12 protein-coding genes are annotated in these 14,970 nt (G+C 38.4%); 11 read left to right on the top strand and 1 reads right to left on the bottom strand.

Going from position 1 to position 14,970, the window contains the following annotated elements; translation table 11 throughout:
• Positions 1 to 9: 9 nt before the first annotated feature.
• The 5 genes from yiaK to Gferi_RS07840 all read left to right on the top strand — a co-directional run bounded on the left by yiaK (position 10) and on the right by Gferi_RS07840 (position 5,328).
• Positions 10 to 1,011 carry a 3-dehydro-L-gulonate 2-dehydrogenase gene (yiaK, locus tag Gferi_RS07860; protein WP_069975229.1) on the top strand — a complete coding sequence of 334 codons (1,002 nt, stop codon included), beginning with the start codon at positions 10 to 12 and terminating at the stop codon, positions 1,009 to 1,011.
• A 423-nt stretch (positions 1,012 to 1,434) separates the two neighbouring features.
• Positions 1,435 to 2,478: an iron-siderophore ABC transporter substrate-binding protein gene (locus Gferi_RS07855; protein ID WP_069975227.1), complete on the top strand. Its 1,044-nt coding sequence runs from the start codon at positions 1,435 to 1,437 to the stop codon at positions 2,476 to 2,478.
• Positions 2,475 to 3,473, top strand: a complete 999-nt coding sequence (locus Gferi_RS07850) for a FecCD family ABC transporter permease (protein ID WP_069975223.1) — start codon at positions 2,475 to 2,477, stop codon at positions 3,471 to 3,473. Before Gferi_RS07855 ends, Gferi_RS07850 begins: the two co-directional genes overlap by 4 nt.
• The gene (locus Gferi_RS07845) at positions 3,470 to 4,504 is read left to right on the top strand and encodes a FecCD family ABC transporter permease (RefSeq protein WP_069975221.1); all 1,035 of its coding nucleotides are present in this window, start codon (positions 3,470 to 3,472) and stop codon (positions 4,502 to 4,504) included. Before Gferi_RS07850 ends, Gferi_RS07845 begins: the two co-directional genes overlap by 4 nt.
• Positions 4,501 to 5,328 carry an ABC transporter ATP-binding protein gene (locus Gferi_RS07840; protein ID WP_069975219.1) on the top strand — a complete coding sequence of 276 codons (828 nt, stop codon included), beginning with the start codon at positions 4,501 to 4,503 and terminating at the stop codon, positions 5,326 to 5,328. The genes Gferi_RS07845 and Gferi_RS07840 overlap by 4 nt, the downstream gene beginning before the upstream one ends.
• Before the next feature lie 207 nt (positions 5,329 to 5,535).
• Here the strand turns inward: Gferi_RS07840 and Gferi_RS07835 are convergent, their stop codons facing one another.
• Positions 5,536 to 6,009, bottom strand: a complete 474-nt coding sequence (locus Gferi_RS07835) for a transposase (protein WP_069975217.1) — start codon at positions 6,007 to 6,009, stop codon at positions 5,536 to 5,538.
• 211 nt (positions 6,010 to 6,220) lie between these two features.
• On the opposite strand from Gferi_RS07835, the gene Gferi_RS07830 reads away from it, so the two are divergent.
• The 6 genes from Gferi_RS07830 to Gferi_RS07805 all read left to right on the top strand — a co-directional run bounded on the left by Gferi_RS07830 (position 6,221) and on the right by Gferi_RS07805 (position 14,613).
• Positions 6,221 to 7,720, top strand: a complete 1,500-nt coding sequence (locus Gferi_RS07830; RefSeq protein WP_069975215.1) for a sigma-54 interaction domain-containing protein — start codon at positions 6,221 to 6,223, stop codon at positions 7,718 to 7,720.
• A gap of 228 nt (positions 7,721 to 7,948) precedes the next feature.
• Positions 7,949 to 9,379: a trimethylamine methyltransferase family protein gene (locus Gferi_RS07825; protein ID WP_069975211.1), complete on the top strand. Its 1,431-nt coding sequence runs from the start codon at positions 7,949 to 7,951 to the stop codon at positions 9,377 to 9,379.
• A 71-nt stretch (positions 9,380 to 9,450) separates the two neighbouring features.
• Entirely contained in the window at positions 9,451 to 10,074 is a 624-nt protein-coding gene (locus Gferi_RS07820) for a cobalamin B12-binding domain-containing protein (protein ID WP_069975209.1), read from the top strand.
• 106 nt (positions 10,075 to 10,180) lie between these two features.
• Positions 10,181 to 10,981 (top strand): dihydropteroate synthase, encoded by an 801-nt coding sequence (locus Gferi_RS07815; protein ID WP_069975207.1) that lies wholly within the window; start codon positions 10,181 to 10,183, stop codon positions 10,979 to 10,981.
• A 95-nt stretch (positions 10,982 to 11,076) separates the two neighbouring features.
• Complete coding sequence (locus tag Gferi_RS07810; protein WP_069975205.1) at positions 11,077 to 12,678, top strand: BCCT family transporter; 1,602 nt, start codon at positions 11,077 to 11,079, stop codon at positions 12,676 to 12,678.
• A 378-nt stretch (positions 12,679 to 13,056) separates the two neighbouring features.
• On the top strand, positions 13,057 to 14,613 hold the full coding sequence (locus Gferi_RS07805) for a glycine betaine uptake BCCT transporter (protein ID WP_069975203.1): 1,557 nt from the start codon (positions 13,057 to 13,059) through the stop codon (positions 14,611 to 14,613).
• Positions 14,614 to 14,970: the final 357 nt, after the last annotated feature.

Below are 14,970 nucleotides of genomic sequence, written 5' to 3'. Positions count from 1 at the left end.
GGGTTATTCATGCGTGTATCTTATAATGAGCTGAAAAGTGAACTAAAAAGAGTGCTTATAAGCAGAGGATTTGAATCGAAAGCTGCGGAAATGGGAGCGTCCATAATAGCAGACAACAGCCGTGATGGCGTATATTCCCATGGTTTAAATAGGTTTCCTGTTATTGTAAAATCTATAGATGAAGGTATAATTAGACCCGATAGGCAGCCAGTAAAGTTGAATAGTGCCGGAGCCCTTGAACAATGGGATGGACAGCTGGGCTTCGGTCCAATAAATGCGTGTATTGCCATGGATAGGGCTATTGAATTAGCGGGACAATACGGTTTAGGATGCGTTGCGCTTAAAAACACCAATCACTGGCTCCGTGGAGGGACCTATGGGCTGAGGGCTGCCAATGCAGGGTGTGTCGGTATTTGCATGACAAATACATTCCCAAATATGCCACCATGGGGTGGTACGGAAAAGCGTATAGGAAACAATCCCCTTATTATATCTATTCCAGAAAAAAGTGGAGCGCACGTGCTATTAGACATGGCGCAGTCCCAGTTTTCCTTTGGAAAACTGCAGACATATGCCCTTGCTGGAAAGAAGCTGCCGGTTACGGGCGGCTATGATAAAGATGGAAATCTTACGGACGACCCCAATACCATACTAGATGGTGGTGAGGTTCTTCCTGCAGGATATTGGAAGGGATCTGGACTTTCCATTGCTATTGACATGGTAGTTGCAGCACTATCCGCTGGCAAATCTACCTATGATATGAGGATGAGCAAAAATGATGCAGGCATTTCACAGGTATTTATCGCTATAAATCCAACCGCATATGCAGGTGAGGATTATGCGGATGCGTATATAGAAAGTATGTCTGAGTACATTAAGACATCAGCAAAAGAGAACGGTGTTACCGATATCCTTTACCCGGGAGAAAGGACTGCCAAAGCACGGGAAGAAAGTATGAGAGAAAATATTCCCGTAAACGAGGAAATGTGGGAAACATTATTGAAGCTATAACGAGAGTCCTTGAGTTAAAATTAGTCATTATTAAGGGACACGGGGACAGATAAAAACTACTGAAATAGTGCTGATTTTTCTGTGTTTGAGCTCTGACCCCCGTATTTTTACTAATGCTCATTTCCCTAAATAAAAAGGTAAGCAACCATATTTAATGCAAATATGTGCTTACCTTTTTATAATTCATAAGTTTTATGCCATGGACCCTTAAAGATACTTTTGTTAGAAGGTTCAATCCTTTTACTTTGCTTTTCATTTTATGCTTCCTTTTTTTCTCTAACTGTACTCCTTAATCCTATGAAATAGTTGACGCAAAAACAATATGACTATATAATAATGATTATGAAATTCATTATCAAATAGATAAGATTAAATAATCAATAATCACAGCATCAAATTTTAAAAAGAAAGGAAGAAAATATTGTGAAATTCAAAAAAATAAAATCTATTTTTGCTATCACAATCTTACTTATTCTCGTAATAACAGGTTGTGCAAAATCACCAACAACATCATCAAATGGGGAAAAAGCTAAGATTAAGTCTGAATCCTCTACTATATATCCAATTACCATTAAACATGCATTCGGAGAAACCGTTATCGAAGGTGAACCAAAGAGGGTTGCTGCCATCTCTTGGGGAAACCAAGATGTTCCATTGGCATTAGGGGTTATTCCTGTTGGAGTTTCCCAAGCAAACTATGGTGTACAGGATGACACTGGCCTTTTGCCTTGGACAGCAGCGAGATTTAAGGAACTAGGAGTTGAAAGCCCTGTCATTTTCAAAGACACGGACGGGTTAGATTACGAAACTATTAGTGATGTTCAGCCTGATGTTATCTTGGCAGCTTATTCAGGAATAACTCAAGAAGAATACGATTTATTGAGCAAAATTGCGCCCGTAGTTGCTTACGCAACCTTACCATGGCAGACCCTTTGGCGTGACCAGATTATTATAGATGCAACTGGTATGGGTATGAAATCAGAAGGTGAAGAACTAGTTCGTGAACTAGAGAATCTAATAGCACAAAAAATTAGTGAATATCCACAAATCCACGGAAAAACAGCAGCTTTTTTCTATTTTAATCCGGCAGATTTAGGTAAGTTCTACATATATCTTCCGAATGATCCCCGTGCAGCTTATCTTACAGATTTGGGAATGATGCTGCCAGAAAGTATTTCAAAACTAGCTAAAGAATCCAATAGCTTTGCTTTAGAGCTGAGTGCAGAAAATGTAGATTTAATTCAAGACATTGATATGATCATCACCTATGGTAATGATAAATTATTAGAAGTGCTGCAGGCAAATCCTTTGATTGGGATTATTCCAGCTGTTAAGCAGGGATCTGTAGTGGTGATTGAGGATGGCACGCCTTTAGCAGCATCCGGAACACCTAGCCCACTTTCCATCCCAGCCACTATCAATGAATATCTTAGCCTAATCGGAGAGGCAGCTGATAAAGTAGAATGAAACATTCTAAAATAATTCTTTTATTAATTGTCAGTTTACTAAGTTTAGCACTATGCATACTGGCTTCCTTAGCATTCGGAGCACGCTTTATTAGCTTTAATGAAGTGTTGGACACGTTGTTACATTTCAGAAGGACAACAATGAATGAAATTGTCATTCATGAACGGATTCCAAGAACTATTTTTGGCATTTTGGCTGGAGCAGCTCTTGGAGTCTCTGGCGCCCTAATGCAGGCGATTACGCGCAATCCAATCGCAGACCCCAGTATTTTAGGTGTCAATACTGGAGCCACATTGTTCGTTGTTAGTGGCATTGCTTTTTGGGGCATTAACTCTGCTGAAGCGTATATATGGTTTGCTTTGGTTGGTGCGGCAATTACGGCAGTATTTGTTTATGGAATAGGCTCCATGGGACATGGTGGTGCGACTCCCATCAAGCTTGCTTTAGCTGGGGCAGCCACAAGTGCTGCGCTGTCCTCGCTGGTTAGCGCAATCATTCTGCCTCGGGCAGAAGTTATGAATGCTGTTCGTTTCTGGCAAGTAGGAAGCATCAGTGGAGCTACTTGGGAAGGGATATCCTCTGTGATTCCATTTCTCATCATTGGATTCGCTTTAGGTATGTTGTCTACTCCTGCATTGGACGCCCTTGCTATGGGAGATGATATTGCAACGGGTCTAGGGGTTCGTACAGGGACAGTAAGGGTTGTGGGGGCATCAGCCGGGGTGCTGCTATGTGGTGCAACCACGGCTTTAGCAGGACCGATCGGTTTTGTAGGTCTAATGGTTCCCCATACCATGCGCCTGATCTGTGGTCCTAAGCTGCGATTGATCATACCTATGTCAGCTATTGGAGGAGCGGTTCTACTAACACTCTCCGATGTCATAGGAAGACTCATTGGCAGTCCTAGTGAATTAGAAGCAGGAATTGTGACCGCTTTTATCGGGGCTCCAATACTTATTATCATTGCCATGAGAGCGAAGGTGCGGGCGTTATGATTAGAAATAATATTGATACGATCAAAATCGGATACCGCAATAGGAGGTTTCGCTGGATTGCAGGGACGCTGCTACTGGGCATGCTGACTTTGAGCCTATGTGCTTCTTTGGTTTTACTTGGAAACCATAAATATCCTATTGGCGTTATTATTAGAGTGCTTTTAGGAGAACAGATTCAGGGTGCTTCCTTTGCAATTCGGACCTTACGATTACCTAGAATGTTAGCGGGCCTACTTGTTGGCATAGGATTTGGGATGGCGGGCAGTACTTTTCAGACAATATTACGCAACCCCTTAGCCAGTCCGGATATCATAGGAATAACGGCTGGATCCAGCGTAGGAGCTATGTTTTGTATACTTGTATTGAAAACCAGTGGTACGATTGTTTCCGTAGTTGCTGTGATATCAGGGCTTCTGGTTGCTGTGTTGATTTATATGCTTTCAAAGGTGGGGAGCTTCTCAGGAGGAAAACTCATACTCGTAGGAATGGGTATTCAGGCAATGCTTAATGCACTCATATCGTTCCTAATGTTAAGGGCGTCACAGTATGATGTTCCCGCTGCTTATCGATGGCTTAGCGGTAGCTTAAACGGAATGCAAATGACGAACATCCCTAAACTTTTCCTTGTTTTAGCAATCTTTGGAGTTGTAATTATTTTATTAGGAAGACATCTTAAAATTTTAGAATTAGGTGAGCAGTCTGCTATTACCCTGGGTGTCAGGACGGATCTGACACGACTCTTATTAGTTATCAGTTCAGTGGCCTTAATTGCCTTTTCTACTGCAGTCACAGGACCTATTTCCTTTGTGGCTTTTCTGGCAGGGCCGATCGCAACGAAACTTGTTGGCGCTGGAACGCCCAATGAATTTCCGGCAGGTCTTGTAGGTGCCATATTAGTACTTAGTGCCGATCTAGTGGGTCAGTTTGCCTTTAAAACCCGATTTCCAGTGGGGGTTATTACTGGTATTTTAGGATCACCTTATCTACTCCTACTACTTATTCGTATGCATCGAACAGGAGGTTCAGTATGAAGACAACAGGATCACTGAAAGCGAATCATGTCTTTGCCGGGTATGATAAAAAAATCATTATTAATGGTATCGATATCATTATCCCTAACAATAAAATCAGTGTCATTATTGGTGCGAATGCCTGTGGGAAGTCCACTTTACTGAAGACACTTGCCCGGCTAATCCAACCAAGCTCAGGGGAAATCCTTCTTGATGGTAAGAAAATCAGTGAAATTCCACCTAAACAATTAGCTCAGATATTGGGACTTCTTCCCCAATCCCCAGTTGTGCCAGAAGGCATAACCGTGGCAGATTTAGTTGGAAGAGGAAGGTTTCCGTATCAGTCCTTTTTTAAAGGGTTGGGTAAAAAGGATTATGAGGCTGTGGAAGAGGCCTTAGAAATTATGGGTATTACAGACCTGGCAAACCGTTGTGTGGATGAACTATCCGGCGGACAGCGACAACGTGTGTGGATTGCTATGGCCCTTGCCCAACAGACAGACATCCTTCTTTTGGATGAGCCCACAACATATCTTGATATTACTTATCAGGTTGAAATCCTCGATTTGTTGACAGACTTAAATAGAAAACGGGGTACCACCATCGTTATGGTCCTCCATGATATCAATCTTTCCGCCCGCTATGCAGATTATATCTTTGCACTTCAAAAAGGAAAGCTGATTTCAGAGGGAACACCTTCTGAAATCATAACAGAAGCATTGATTAAGCAAGTCTTCGATCTTGATTGCTCAGTTATAAAGGATCCAGTTTCGGGTTCTCCATTTATCGTGCCGAAGGGAAGACATCATGTAAATTTCCAAACGCCTTCTATCTGTACGATCTGATAAGAAGCCTACACCGGCAAGCCGTGGAGGCGTTTCGTTTGTCATCTTAGACATATCAATACTAAGAATCATAAACATTCCCTAGGCTCTTTTACTTTGTTAATCAATATAAGCAACGCTGTAATGTATGGCATTGCAAACGGGGACGGCAGACTGTGTAATAATGCTAAAATATTCTAAAGCTATTTTATCAAAACGAGGTCGTTTTCATGGAACAAAATGGATATTTAAAATTAAGCAGGTTATTGGTGGTTTTTTCCCTATTAATCTGCTTGTCATTTCTCTTATTCCCAATATGTTGATTACTCTTTTTATGTTATACGCTAAAAAAGTCAAAGAGGCCTCCATTTTCACTGACTTTAGTCCTCTTGTCAGAAAATACGAATATCCCCACCATCTTTTTATGGTTCCAAAAGGGTGTTCCACAATCATTTTACGTTGTTTGTACAGTTCTTTATTGCTGTTGGTTCTTTCATCAACTTTATCTAATATATATTGATTGATATCTCTTGTAATGGCTCTTCCTCTTTTGCTCGTTGTGCATTTGTCTTTGTATTCACAAACCTTACATGCTTTGGTATTTCTATAAACTAATTCCTTTGTATTTTCATCTATTGCTTTTTTCCTTCTCCGAATTCTTAGGTGGATTATAGCATACTCTTTGTGTTTTATGTTAACCATTTTGTGGATTTATTACACAGTCTGTCGTTCCCACTTCGGCTGATTTTTTAAACATATTATGATTTTCAGGAAGGAAGTAGAGAATTTGTGTTGAAAATGTTAGCAACAAATATATTCTGGCAAGTTTTTATTAGCAACTAAGATTATGAAAACGGTAGACTAATATAAGCTGAAGAACGGATAGCTAATTGAGTTTGGAGGAAATGTTATTATGAATGAAGATAATAAAAGGCTCGCTCAATTGCAAGAAGAATTATTTAAGCTAAATATTAAACTCCATGAATTTCAGAACAGAAATAACTTATTTGAGCGAATATTAGATCAGATTGATGAAGCAATTTATGCCTATGATCAATCAGGGCACCTAATTTATATGAACCGGGCTAGTGAGAAGGTTGAAGGACAAACAAGAGATATGCTAGTTGGAAAAAAAGAGAAGGATATATGGGATACAAATGTAGTTTTACCGTTGATTCAAGGGAAGAAACCTATTGAGAATGAGAGAATGTATTATACAATTCCCAGTGGCAAAACAGTACATATTGTTCATAGCATGTATCCATATTCTCAAGACGATGAAGTAATGGGTTGTTTTTCTATCACGAAAGATGTGACAAAAATGGATGATATGATCATGCATATCTATGAACTACAGCAACAATTACGAAAAAGCAAAAAAGTAAATATTCCTATTAATGGTACAAGATATAGCTTAGAGGATATTATAGGTGAGACGCCAGCAATTGAGTTATGTGTTGAAAATGCATATAGGGTTGCTAAGCATAAATCAAATATTATGTTGTATGGAGAGACAGGAACTGGTAAAGAACTTTTCGCACAAGGCATTCATAATGCTGGTAATGATTATAATGAATCTTTTATAGGAGTAAATTGTTCAGCTATTCCTAGCAATTTACTGGAAAGTATACTATTTGGAACAGTAAAGGGAGCCTTTACAGGAGCCACGGAGACACCAGGATTATTTGAGCAGGTAAGGGAGGGAACTCTATTTCTAGATGAAATCAATTCTATGCCTATCGATATGCAAGCAAAATTATTACGTGTACTGCAGGAAAAAAAGTACAGGAGGATAGGTGATTTAAAAGACAGAGAGGTGAAATGTAGAGTTATAAGTTCGACGAATATAGAACCCGATAAAGCAATTGCGTTAGGTCAGTTAAGACAAGACCTATATTATAGGATTGCTACTGTGACAATTAGAATACCGCCATTAAGAGAGCGTATTGAAGACATTAACCTATTGATATATTATTTTATGAATAAATATAATACGGTCTTTGATACCCAATTTGAGGCAGTAGATGACAAATTACTAGAAGCCTGCCTTCGATATCATTGGCCTGGTAATGTAAGGGAACTAGAACATATGGTAGAAAGTGCATTGAATCTTTCTAATAGTTATGAAAAAGTACTATTATTAGATTTTTTTCCCATATTAATTAATAATCAAATGATAAGTACTCAGAAACAGGTTATTAAACCGCATTGCGTTGATGATGCAAAACAAATAGATTTGAATGAGGAATTAAATCATTATGAGAGGCAATTGATTCTCAATGCTTTGATAAGTAATAAAGGAAATATTGCTGCAACAGCGCGACAATTATCTCTTCATCGAGGCGTTCTATATAATAAATTAAAAAAATTAGATATGAATTTAGAGCAGCTGACAGAATATGTACTAAAATAGTACTATATGCAATAAAAACAGACAATTTTGAATATTATTGCAAAATTGCATCGTGGAGGAAATTAGGTGTAATAAATTATTACAAATCCATTATGTTTTTCTTGTATAAAAAAATAAGATACTAGTAATTTCAACGACTTTCATGTATATGAAGGTTGTTTTTTTTTTGGCATAGAATTCGCTTTATGATTATAACAAATTCAAAATTAAAGGAAAGGGGTCATATTGATGGATTATGAAAAAGAATTATTGGCAGTAGAAGAAATTCATCGAGCGAGTTTAAAAATACTAGGGGAAATTGGAGTTGAATTTGGTAGCGAGGAAGCAAATGAAATTTTTAAGACAAATGGTTTCAGACAGGAAAATGGAAGGACGTACTTTACAGAGGAGCAAATAGATAAGTATTTAGCTATGGCAACGAAGGAGTTTATAGTTTACGGCAGGGATGAGAACTATTTTATCAATGTTAATACAAGGGATATAAATTATTGTCCTGGATATGGATCCCCAATGATTATCAACACAGATGGTAGCGTTAGAGAAGCTTTGTTTGATGATTACCTCAAGATGGCTAATCTATTTCACATGGAAAAGTCATTTAAAGTAAATGGGGGTATTCTTGTACAGCCTTCAGATATTGCTGCAGATATTAGTATACCAGCAATGATCTATGCCACAATAAAACGTTCTTCAAAAGTGATTTTTGGTATTCAAGGGGTTAAAAAGGATCAGAAAGATATCATGAATATGTTAGAGATTGTATTTGGAGGGAAGGAAGAATTAAGAAAAAAAGCGAGATATATAGTACTATCTACTCCTACTAGCCCACTTAGAGTAGATGCAAATGCAATAGATACACTACTCCTTGGTTGTGAGTATAATCAACCAATTGCTGTCTGTTCAGCCTGTATGCCTGGGGGGACAGCTCCTGTTACACTGGCCGGTGCCATTGCAATGTCTAATGCTGAAATGTTAAGTTCTATCGTTTTGACTCAACTTGTAAATCCAGGGAATCCTGTATTGTATGAATTTGCATGCTATGGATCAAATGTTCAATCAGGAAACGCATCTATAGGAACACCAGAGCTAATAAAGGCTGGGAGATATGGAGCTTTACTTGCTAAAAAGTATGGTTTAGCTTGTAGAAGTGGCGGAGCTTTATCTGATGCAAAAGGGGTTACTGCTCAAGCTGGAGTTGAAACAGCTATGTGCTTATTCCACACAAATACATATAAAGCAAACCTTGTTATGCATGCAGCAGGAATTTTAGACTCATTTGCAGCCATGAGTTACGAAAAAATCATGTTAGATTTTGAAGTGATAGATAGATATGCTAATTATTCTGAGGATATTGAAGTCAATGAAAATACTCTAGCTTTGGATACGATAAGAAATGTGGCTATCAATGGCGGTACTTTCCTAAACCAAAAGCATACAGTTAAGAATTGTAGAAAAACCTATACGCCACAAGTTAGTTTGAGGTCTAACTTACCATCCGGGAAAAATCCTAACGAGGCTCTTTATGAATCTATGAATAGCAGAATTGAAAAACAGTTGGCGGCTTATGTGAAGCCGGAATTAGATCCTGTTATAGAAAAGAAACTGGATGAATACATGTTAAAGATTGGGATGAAGCCGGAGGACATTAAAAAAGTTTAATTTACTAATGACCTGAAGTATAAATAGATAGATTCATTGAGGCAAATTTTAAAATTAAGGGAGGAATCATCATGAGTATTCAAAAGATATTTGATGCTGTATTAGAGTTTGAAGAGGATGCGATAGTAGAGCTAGTGAAGGCTGAAATAGCAACAGGGACAGATTTAAAAGAAATACTAGAGCAAGGTTTGATTGGTGCAATGGACGAGGTAGGCAAGCTGTTTTCAGCTGGAGAGCTATATGTACCTGAAATGCTAATGGCGGCAGAGACGATGAAGGCAGGGCTTGAAGAAATAAAACCATTGTTAAAGGGGGATGAGGCGAAAAGCAAGGGAATATTTATTATTGGAACTGTAAAGGGAGATTTACATGATATCGGCAAAAACCTCTGCGCTATGATGGTTGAAGGGGCTGGATATGATGTTATTGATGTGGGGATGGATAGTGAACCAGAAGTTTTTTTAGAGAAAATTAAAGAAACAGGAGCAACCGTAATAGGGCTTTCAGCGCTATTAACCACAACTATGCCAGCCATGGAAGAAACCATTAAAAAAATAAGAGAAGCAGGATTAGATACCAAGGTAATCGTAGGAGGAGCACCTGTATCCCGGGAATATGCAGAAAAAATAGGCGCCGATGGATATGGGATCGATGCACCTACATGTGTAGAGTTAGTAAAGCAGTTTATGGCATAAGGATGATAAATTAGAGATCTATTAACATTAATGATAAAGCTGACTGTTGCGAACGTTGTGTCCTTCAGTTAGCTTTATGCTAATAACTAAAGGGAGATGAGGGCGTATGTATATTGTTGGCGAGTTAATAAATGCAAGTCGTAAAGTAATTGGGCAAGCTATAAAAGAGCAAAGTAGTGAGTATATCAGGCAGATAGCCAGGGAACAAGAAGAGGCAGGTGCGGACTATATAGATGTTAATGCAGGGATATTTGTTGAGGAGGAAGCAGCGTGCTTAGAGTGGCTTGTAAAAAATGTACAAGCGGCTGTGGACTTACCCTGTTGCATAGATAGTCCAAGTGCAGCAGCTCTGGAAAGAGGACTTGCTGCTCACACTAAAGGAATTCCTATGATCAATTCAATATCGTTAGAAAAAGATAGGTATGATCAGGTGATGTCCATTGTTAGAAATACGGATTTAAGGATAGTAGCACTATGTATGAGTGATAAAGGTATGCCCCAAACAAGAAAGGAAAGAGTAACGATCGCAGATGAACTAGTAAATAAGCTAGTACAAAATGGCGTCAAAATTGAGAATATCTTTCTAGACCCGCTGGTACAGCCTATTGGAACCAATGACAGTTTTGGTGTTGAGTTTATTCATGCGGTTGAAGATATCAGAAGAGCATTTCCTGAGGTTCATTTTATGTGTGGACTTTCAAACATATCCTTTGGCTTACCCGATAGAAAATATATGAATAGTATATTCGCTGTTATGGCTATAGCAAAGGGACTTGATGGACTTATGGTAAACCCATTAGATAAAAAAATGATGGCCAATATCATTGTAGCTGAAACTTTGGCTGGAAAGGATAGATCCTGTAAAAACTATCTAAAGGCATTTAGAAAGAAAAAATTCGAATTTTAATCTACCTTGTTGAGCTAGTACATCGCAGTAACCGACAACATTCCAAAATTCACAAATTTTGTGCCTTGGGCATAGCGAAAGGAATGATAGCTAACATGAAAGAAAACAAAACAATAGCTAGTATTGTCAATAAGCAAATATTTTTTCCACCTGCCATATTATTGGTTGCTGTTGTATTATTTGGCGTAATATTTCCTAAATCTTTAGGCGTGATAGCTAGTAGTGCGTTTAATTTTTGTATAACCTATTTTAGTTGGTTTTATGCTTTGGGTATGAGTATATTATTTGTATTTGTACTATGGGCAGGTTTCAGTAAGTATGGCAGTATTGTATTAGGTGGGCCAGAAGCAAAACCAGAGATGTCGTTTTTTACATGGTTTGCAATTGCCCTTACATCAGGAATTGCTATTGGAATAGTGTTTTATGGTGTTGCAGAACCACTTGGAAACTTTACAAATCCAGCATCTTTTTTAGGCGTAACACCTAGTTCGGCTGAAGCAGCAGAGGTTGCATTGAGGACTGTATATTTACATTGGGCACTACACCCATATGCTACATATACGTCATTTGGTTTGTTTGTTGCATTTTTATACTATAATTCCGGAAAAAAATTCAAAATTAGCACAGGCCTATACCCCATTTTAGGACAGAAGGTAGATGGACTTACAGGAAACTTAATAGACGCTCTATGCATTTTTAGTATCGTGGCTGGCATTGGAACCTCCCTGGGAATAGGTGCTATGCAATTGGCCGGCGGCCTAGGATATACTACTGGCATTAGCTTTGAATCTATGATATTGGTTTGGTTTGCTATCATTGCAGCTATGGCTGTATTTTACACGGTAGCAGCCTGTACTGGACTGCATAAGGGTATTGCTTTGATTAGTAATCTAAATGTATATATCTATTTTGCTTTATTGGCTTGGGTATTTGTTTTTGGACCTACATTATATATCTTAAACAATACAACTTCGGCCTTGGGAGACTATTTAAACACAATGCTTGCTCAATCCCTATATTTGGAGCCAGCGCTCCAAAGTGGATGGGTCGGAGGATGGACAATATTCTATTGGTCTTGGTGGTTAGCGTTTGCGCCTATGGTAGGGTTGTTTTTAGTAAAGCTAGCTAAGGGGAGAACCATTAGAGAATTTGTAATGGTAAACTTTTTTGCTCCAGCTGTATTTGCAGTTGTATGGTTTGGAGTATTCGGAAGTGCAAGTATTTTTATGGAACTTTTCCAAGGGATATCCTTATCTGGTGAGATTTCGACATTCGGTCTAGAGGTTGCTATGTTTGCTTTTTTAAAGAACTTACCTTTACCAGCCTTGTTAACGATTTTAGGATTTTTAGCTATTATTTTCTCCTTTGTTACATTGGCAGAATCTATGACACTCACTCTTGCGAATATGACTTCAGCTAGTTATGAAAGCAATAAAAATGAACAGGATGCTCCTAACATTTTAAAAATCTTCTGGGGTGCGTTAATGGGAGGCATGGCCTTCGTATTACTAATGAGTGGTGGGCTGAATGCATTACAGACAGCTGTGGTAGTATGCGGGTTACCAATATTATTACTAGGATTAGTTATGTGTGTGGCATATGTAAAATCTATGAAAAACGTTGAAGATTATGATATGGTTGGAACCTTTGAAAACAGTAAAATGAAAGACATAGAAAAGTTAAAGAGCTTGGAATAGCTGGATTAATAATTTTAAAAAGAAAAGTATGTTAAGGTTATAGACAGGAGAGGCCTTAACATACTTTTCGTATTGCATCGTATAAATGTATAACTAATAAAGAAATAACTTCCATATATAAATAAAGACTGGGGAAATACTCTTATCAAAGATTATGCAGGAGATGTAGCATCAGAACTTTTACAATGGGAAAATAAAAAGTACAATGAAACAGGGAATGTTATACAATAAAGATGTAAGGGGCAGATTTTTTAAAAAGAAAGATGTCTATTTGCAAGCCCTAAGCACATTTATTACAGCCCAGTAGAAACAGAAATATTTCAAGGGTTAAATCAATTGATTGTAAAAATTAGCCAATGGAATCAAAGGGGGTAAGTAATGAAAAAATATTTTGGTAATTACGATAAAACAATCTCTGAAGTTTCAGCGGTTTTTTGTTTGATTTTTGTGGCTGTTACGATGGTTAAACCAATTGGAGTTCAAAAAGTATTTAATTCAATTTTTAGATTTTTTATTAGTAATTTCGGATGGTATTACCTGCTGTGTGGAATCATCTTTTTAATAGTTTGTTTCACGTTAGCATTTAGCAAATATGGCGAAATGAGATTGGGAAAAGATGATGAAAAACCAGAATTCAGTTTGTTCAGCTGGTTTTCAATGCTCTTCAGTGCAGGTATGGGGATTGGTTTGGTTTTTTGGGGAGTTGCAGAACCGATCTATCATTTTGCAGGACCGCCTTTTGCCGAACCAGGAACCGCAGCTGCTGCAGTTGAAGCCATGAGGTATTCCTTTTTCCACTGGGGCCTACATCCCTGGGCAAGCTACGGTGTGGTTGCTCTTTGTCTTGCATACTTTCAGTTTCGTAAAGACATGCCCGGGCTGATCAGTTCGACTCTTCTACCTGTCCTTGGTGAAAAAGGAATGAAAGGGCCTACTGGGAAGGCTGTAGATACCTTTACAATCATTGTGTCACTCTTTGGTATAGCCACTTCACTGGGACTAGGTGCAATGACCATTACCACTGGCTTAAACTTTGTTTATGATATCCCCAACACGGTAACTACATCAATTGTGGTTATTGCAGTCATAACAGTTATGTTCATAATATCTGCAGTAACAGGCGTTGAAAAAGGGATTAAGTGGCTGAGTAATATCAACATGAGTCTGGCTCTTATGTTAATGGCTTTCCTTTTTCTGTCAGGCCCTACCAGATTCATTATTAATATAATGATAGAATCCATCGGATCCTACGCACAGAACATTCTATGGATGAGTTTTTTTCTGGACACACAAGGAGTTGTGGCAGAACACACCGGATATGATTGGGTTGGTACCTGGACTATTTTTTACTGGGCATGGTGGATTACCTGGGTACCTTTCGTAGGAAGCTTTTTAGCTAGAATCTCCAGAGGCAGAACAATTCGGGAGTTTGTGCTTGGTGTTCTGGTAGCACCTACTCTTCTAAGTTGTATATGGTTCGCCATTCTGGGCGGATCAGCAATGCATATTGAGATGTTTGGTACTGGTGGAATTACTGAAGCTGCCCATACTGAACTAACTAGTGCTATTTTTACAATGTTCACTCACTTTCCTATGACAGGATTATTGTCAGTTCTTACAATGATTATCGTCGCAATATTTTTTGTCACTTCGGCTGATTCTTCAACGTATGTTATCAGCATGATGACATCGAGTGGAAATTTAAATCCTTCGAGCGGACTAAGGGTATTTTGGGGTATCATTTCAGGAGGAATTGGAGTTGCTCTGGTGTTAGCAGGGGGGTTATCAGCTGTTCAAGCCGTTTCGTTTGCCCTTACCTTCCCATTTGCGTTTTTGATGCTGATTATGATCTACTGCCTCTATCAATCGCTTAGAGAAGAAAAAGCAATTAATGATGAGACTATAGTTTCAGCGCAGGATACTGGTCAGATATAATGTGCAAGCATGTCAAGATATTATAGTGAATATCATTATTCTATTACTTAAGTTAGAAAGTTGCTAATTACAAGATATGCAGAGTAGAAGATTAAGGAAGACTATTGCAAAAGATAAGTTTCAGACCGTCTCAATTTTGGATACCTACTAATGAAGTAAGGCACTCCAGACCGTCCTGCTTGCCTTCGGAACTGCAGGGAGTCGACTTAAACGATAGGCTTCTATCGATTCAACCCAATGTTTATGTTTATCTTCATGCTTCATGACAAAATCCCTCCCATTGGAGTATCATCTCATGAAGTTAGATCAGTTGAAATGTCTCCTAGAATTGAAGTTTACGATAAAATGTTCTTAAAT

Source organism: Geosporobacter ferrireducens (assembly GCF_001750685.1).
GTDB classification, from domain to species: domain Bacteria; phylum Bacillota; class Clostridia; order Peptostreptococcales; family Thermotaleaceae; genus Geosporobacter; species Geosporobacter ferrireducens.
The sequence above is the reverse complement of the archived record's forward strand: the minus strand, read 5'-3'. Positions and strand labels throughout refer to the sequence as shown.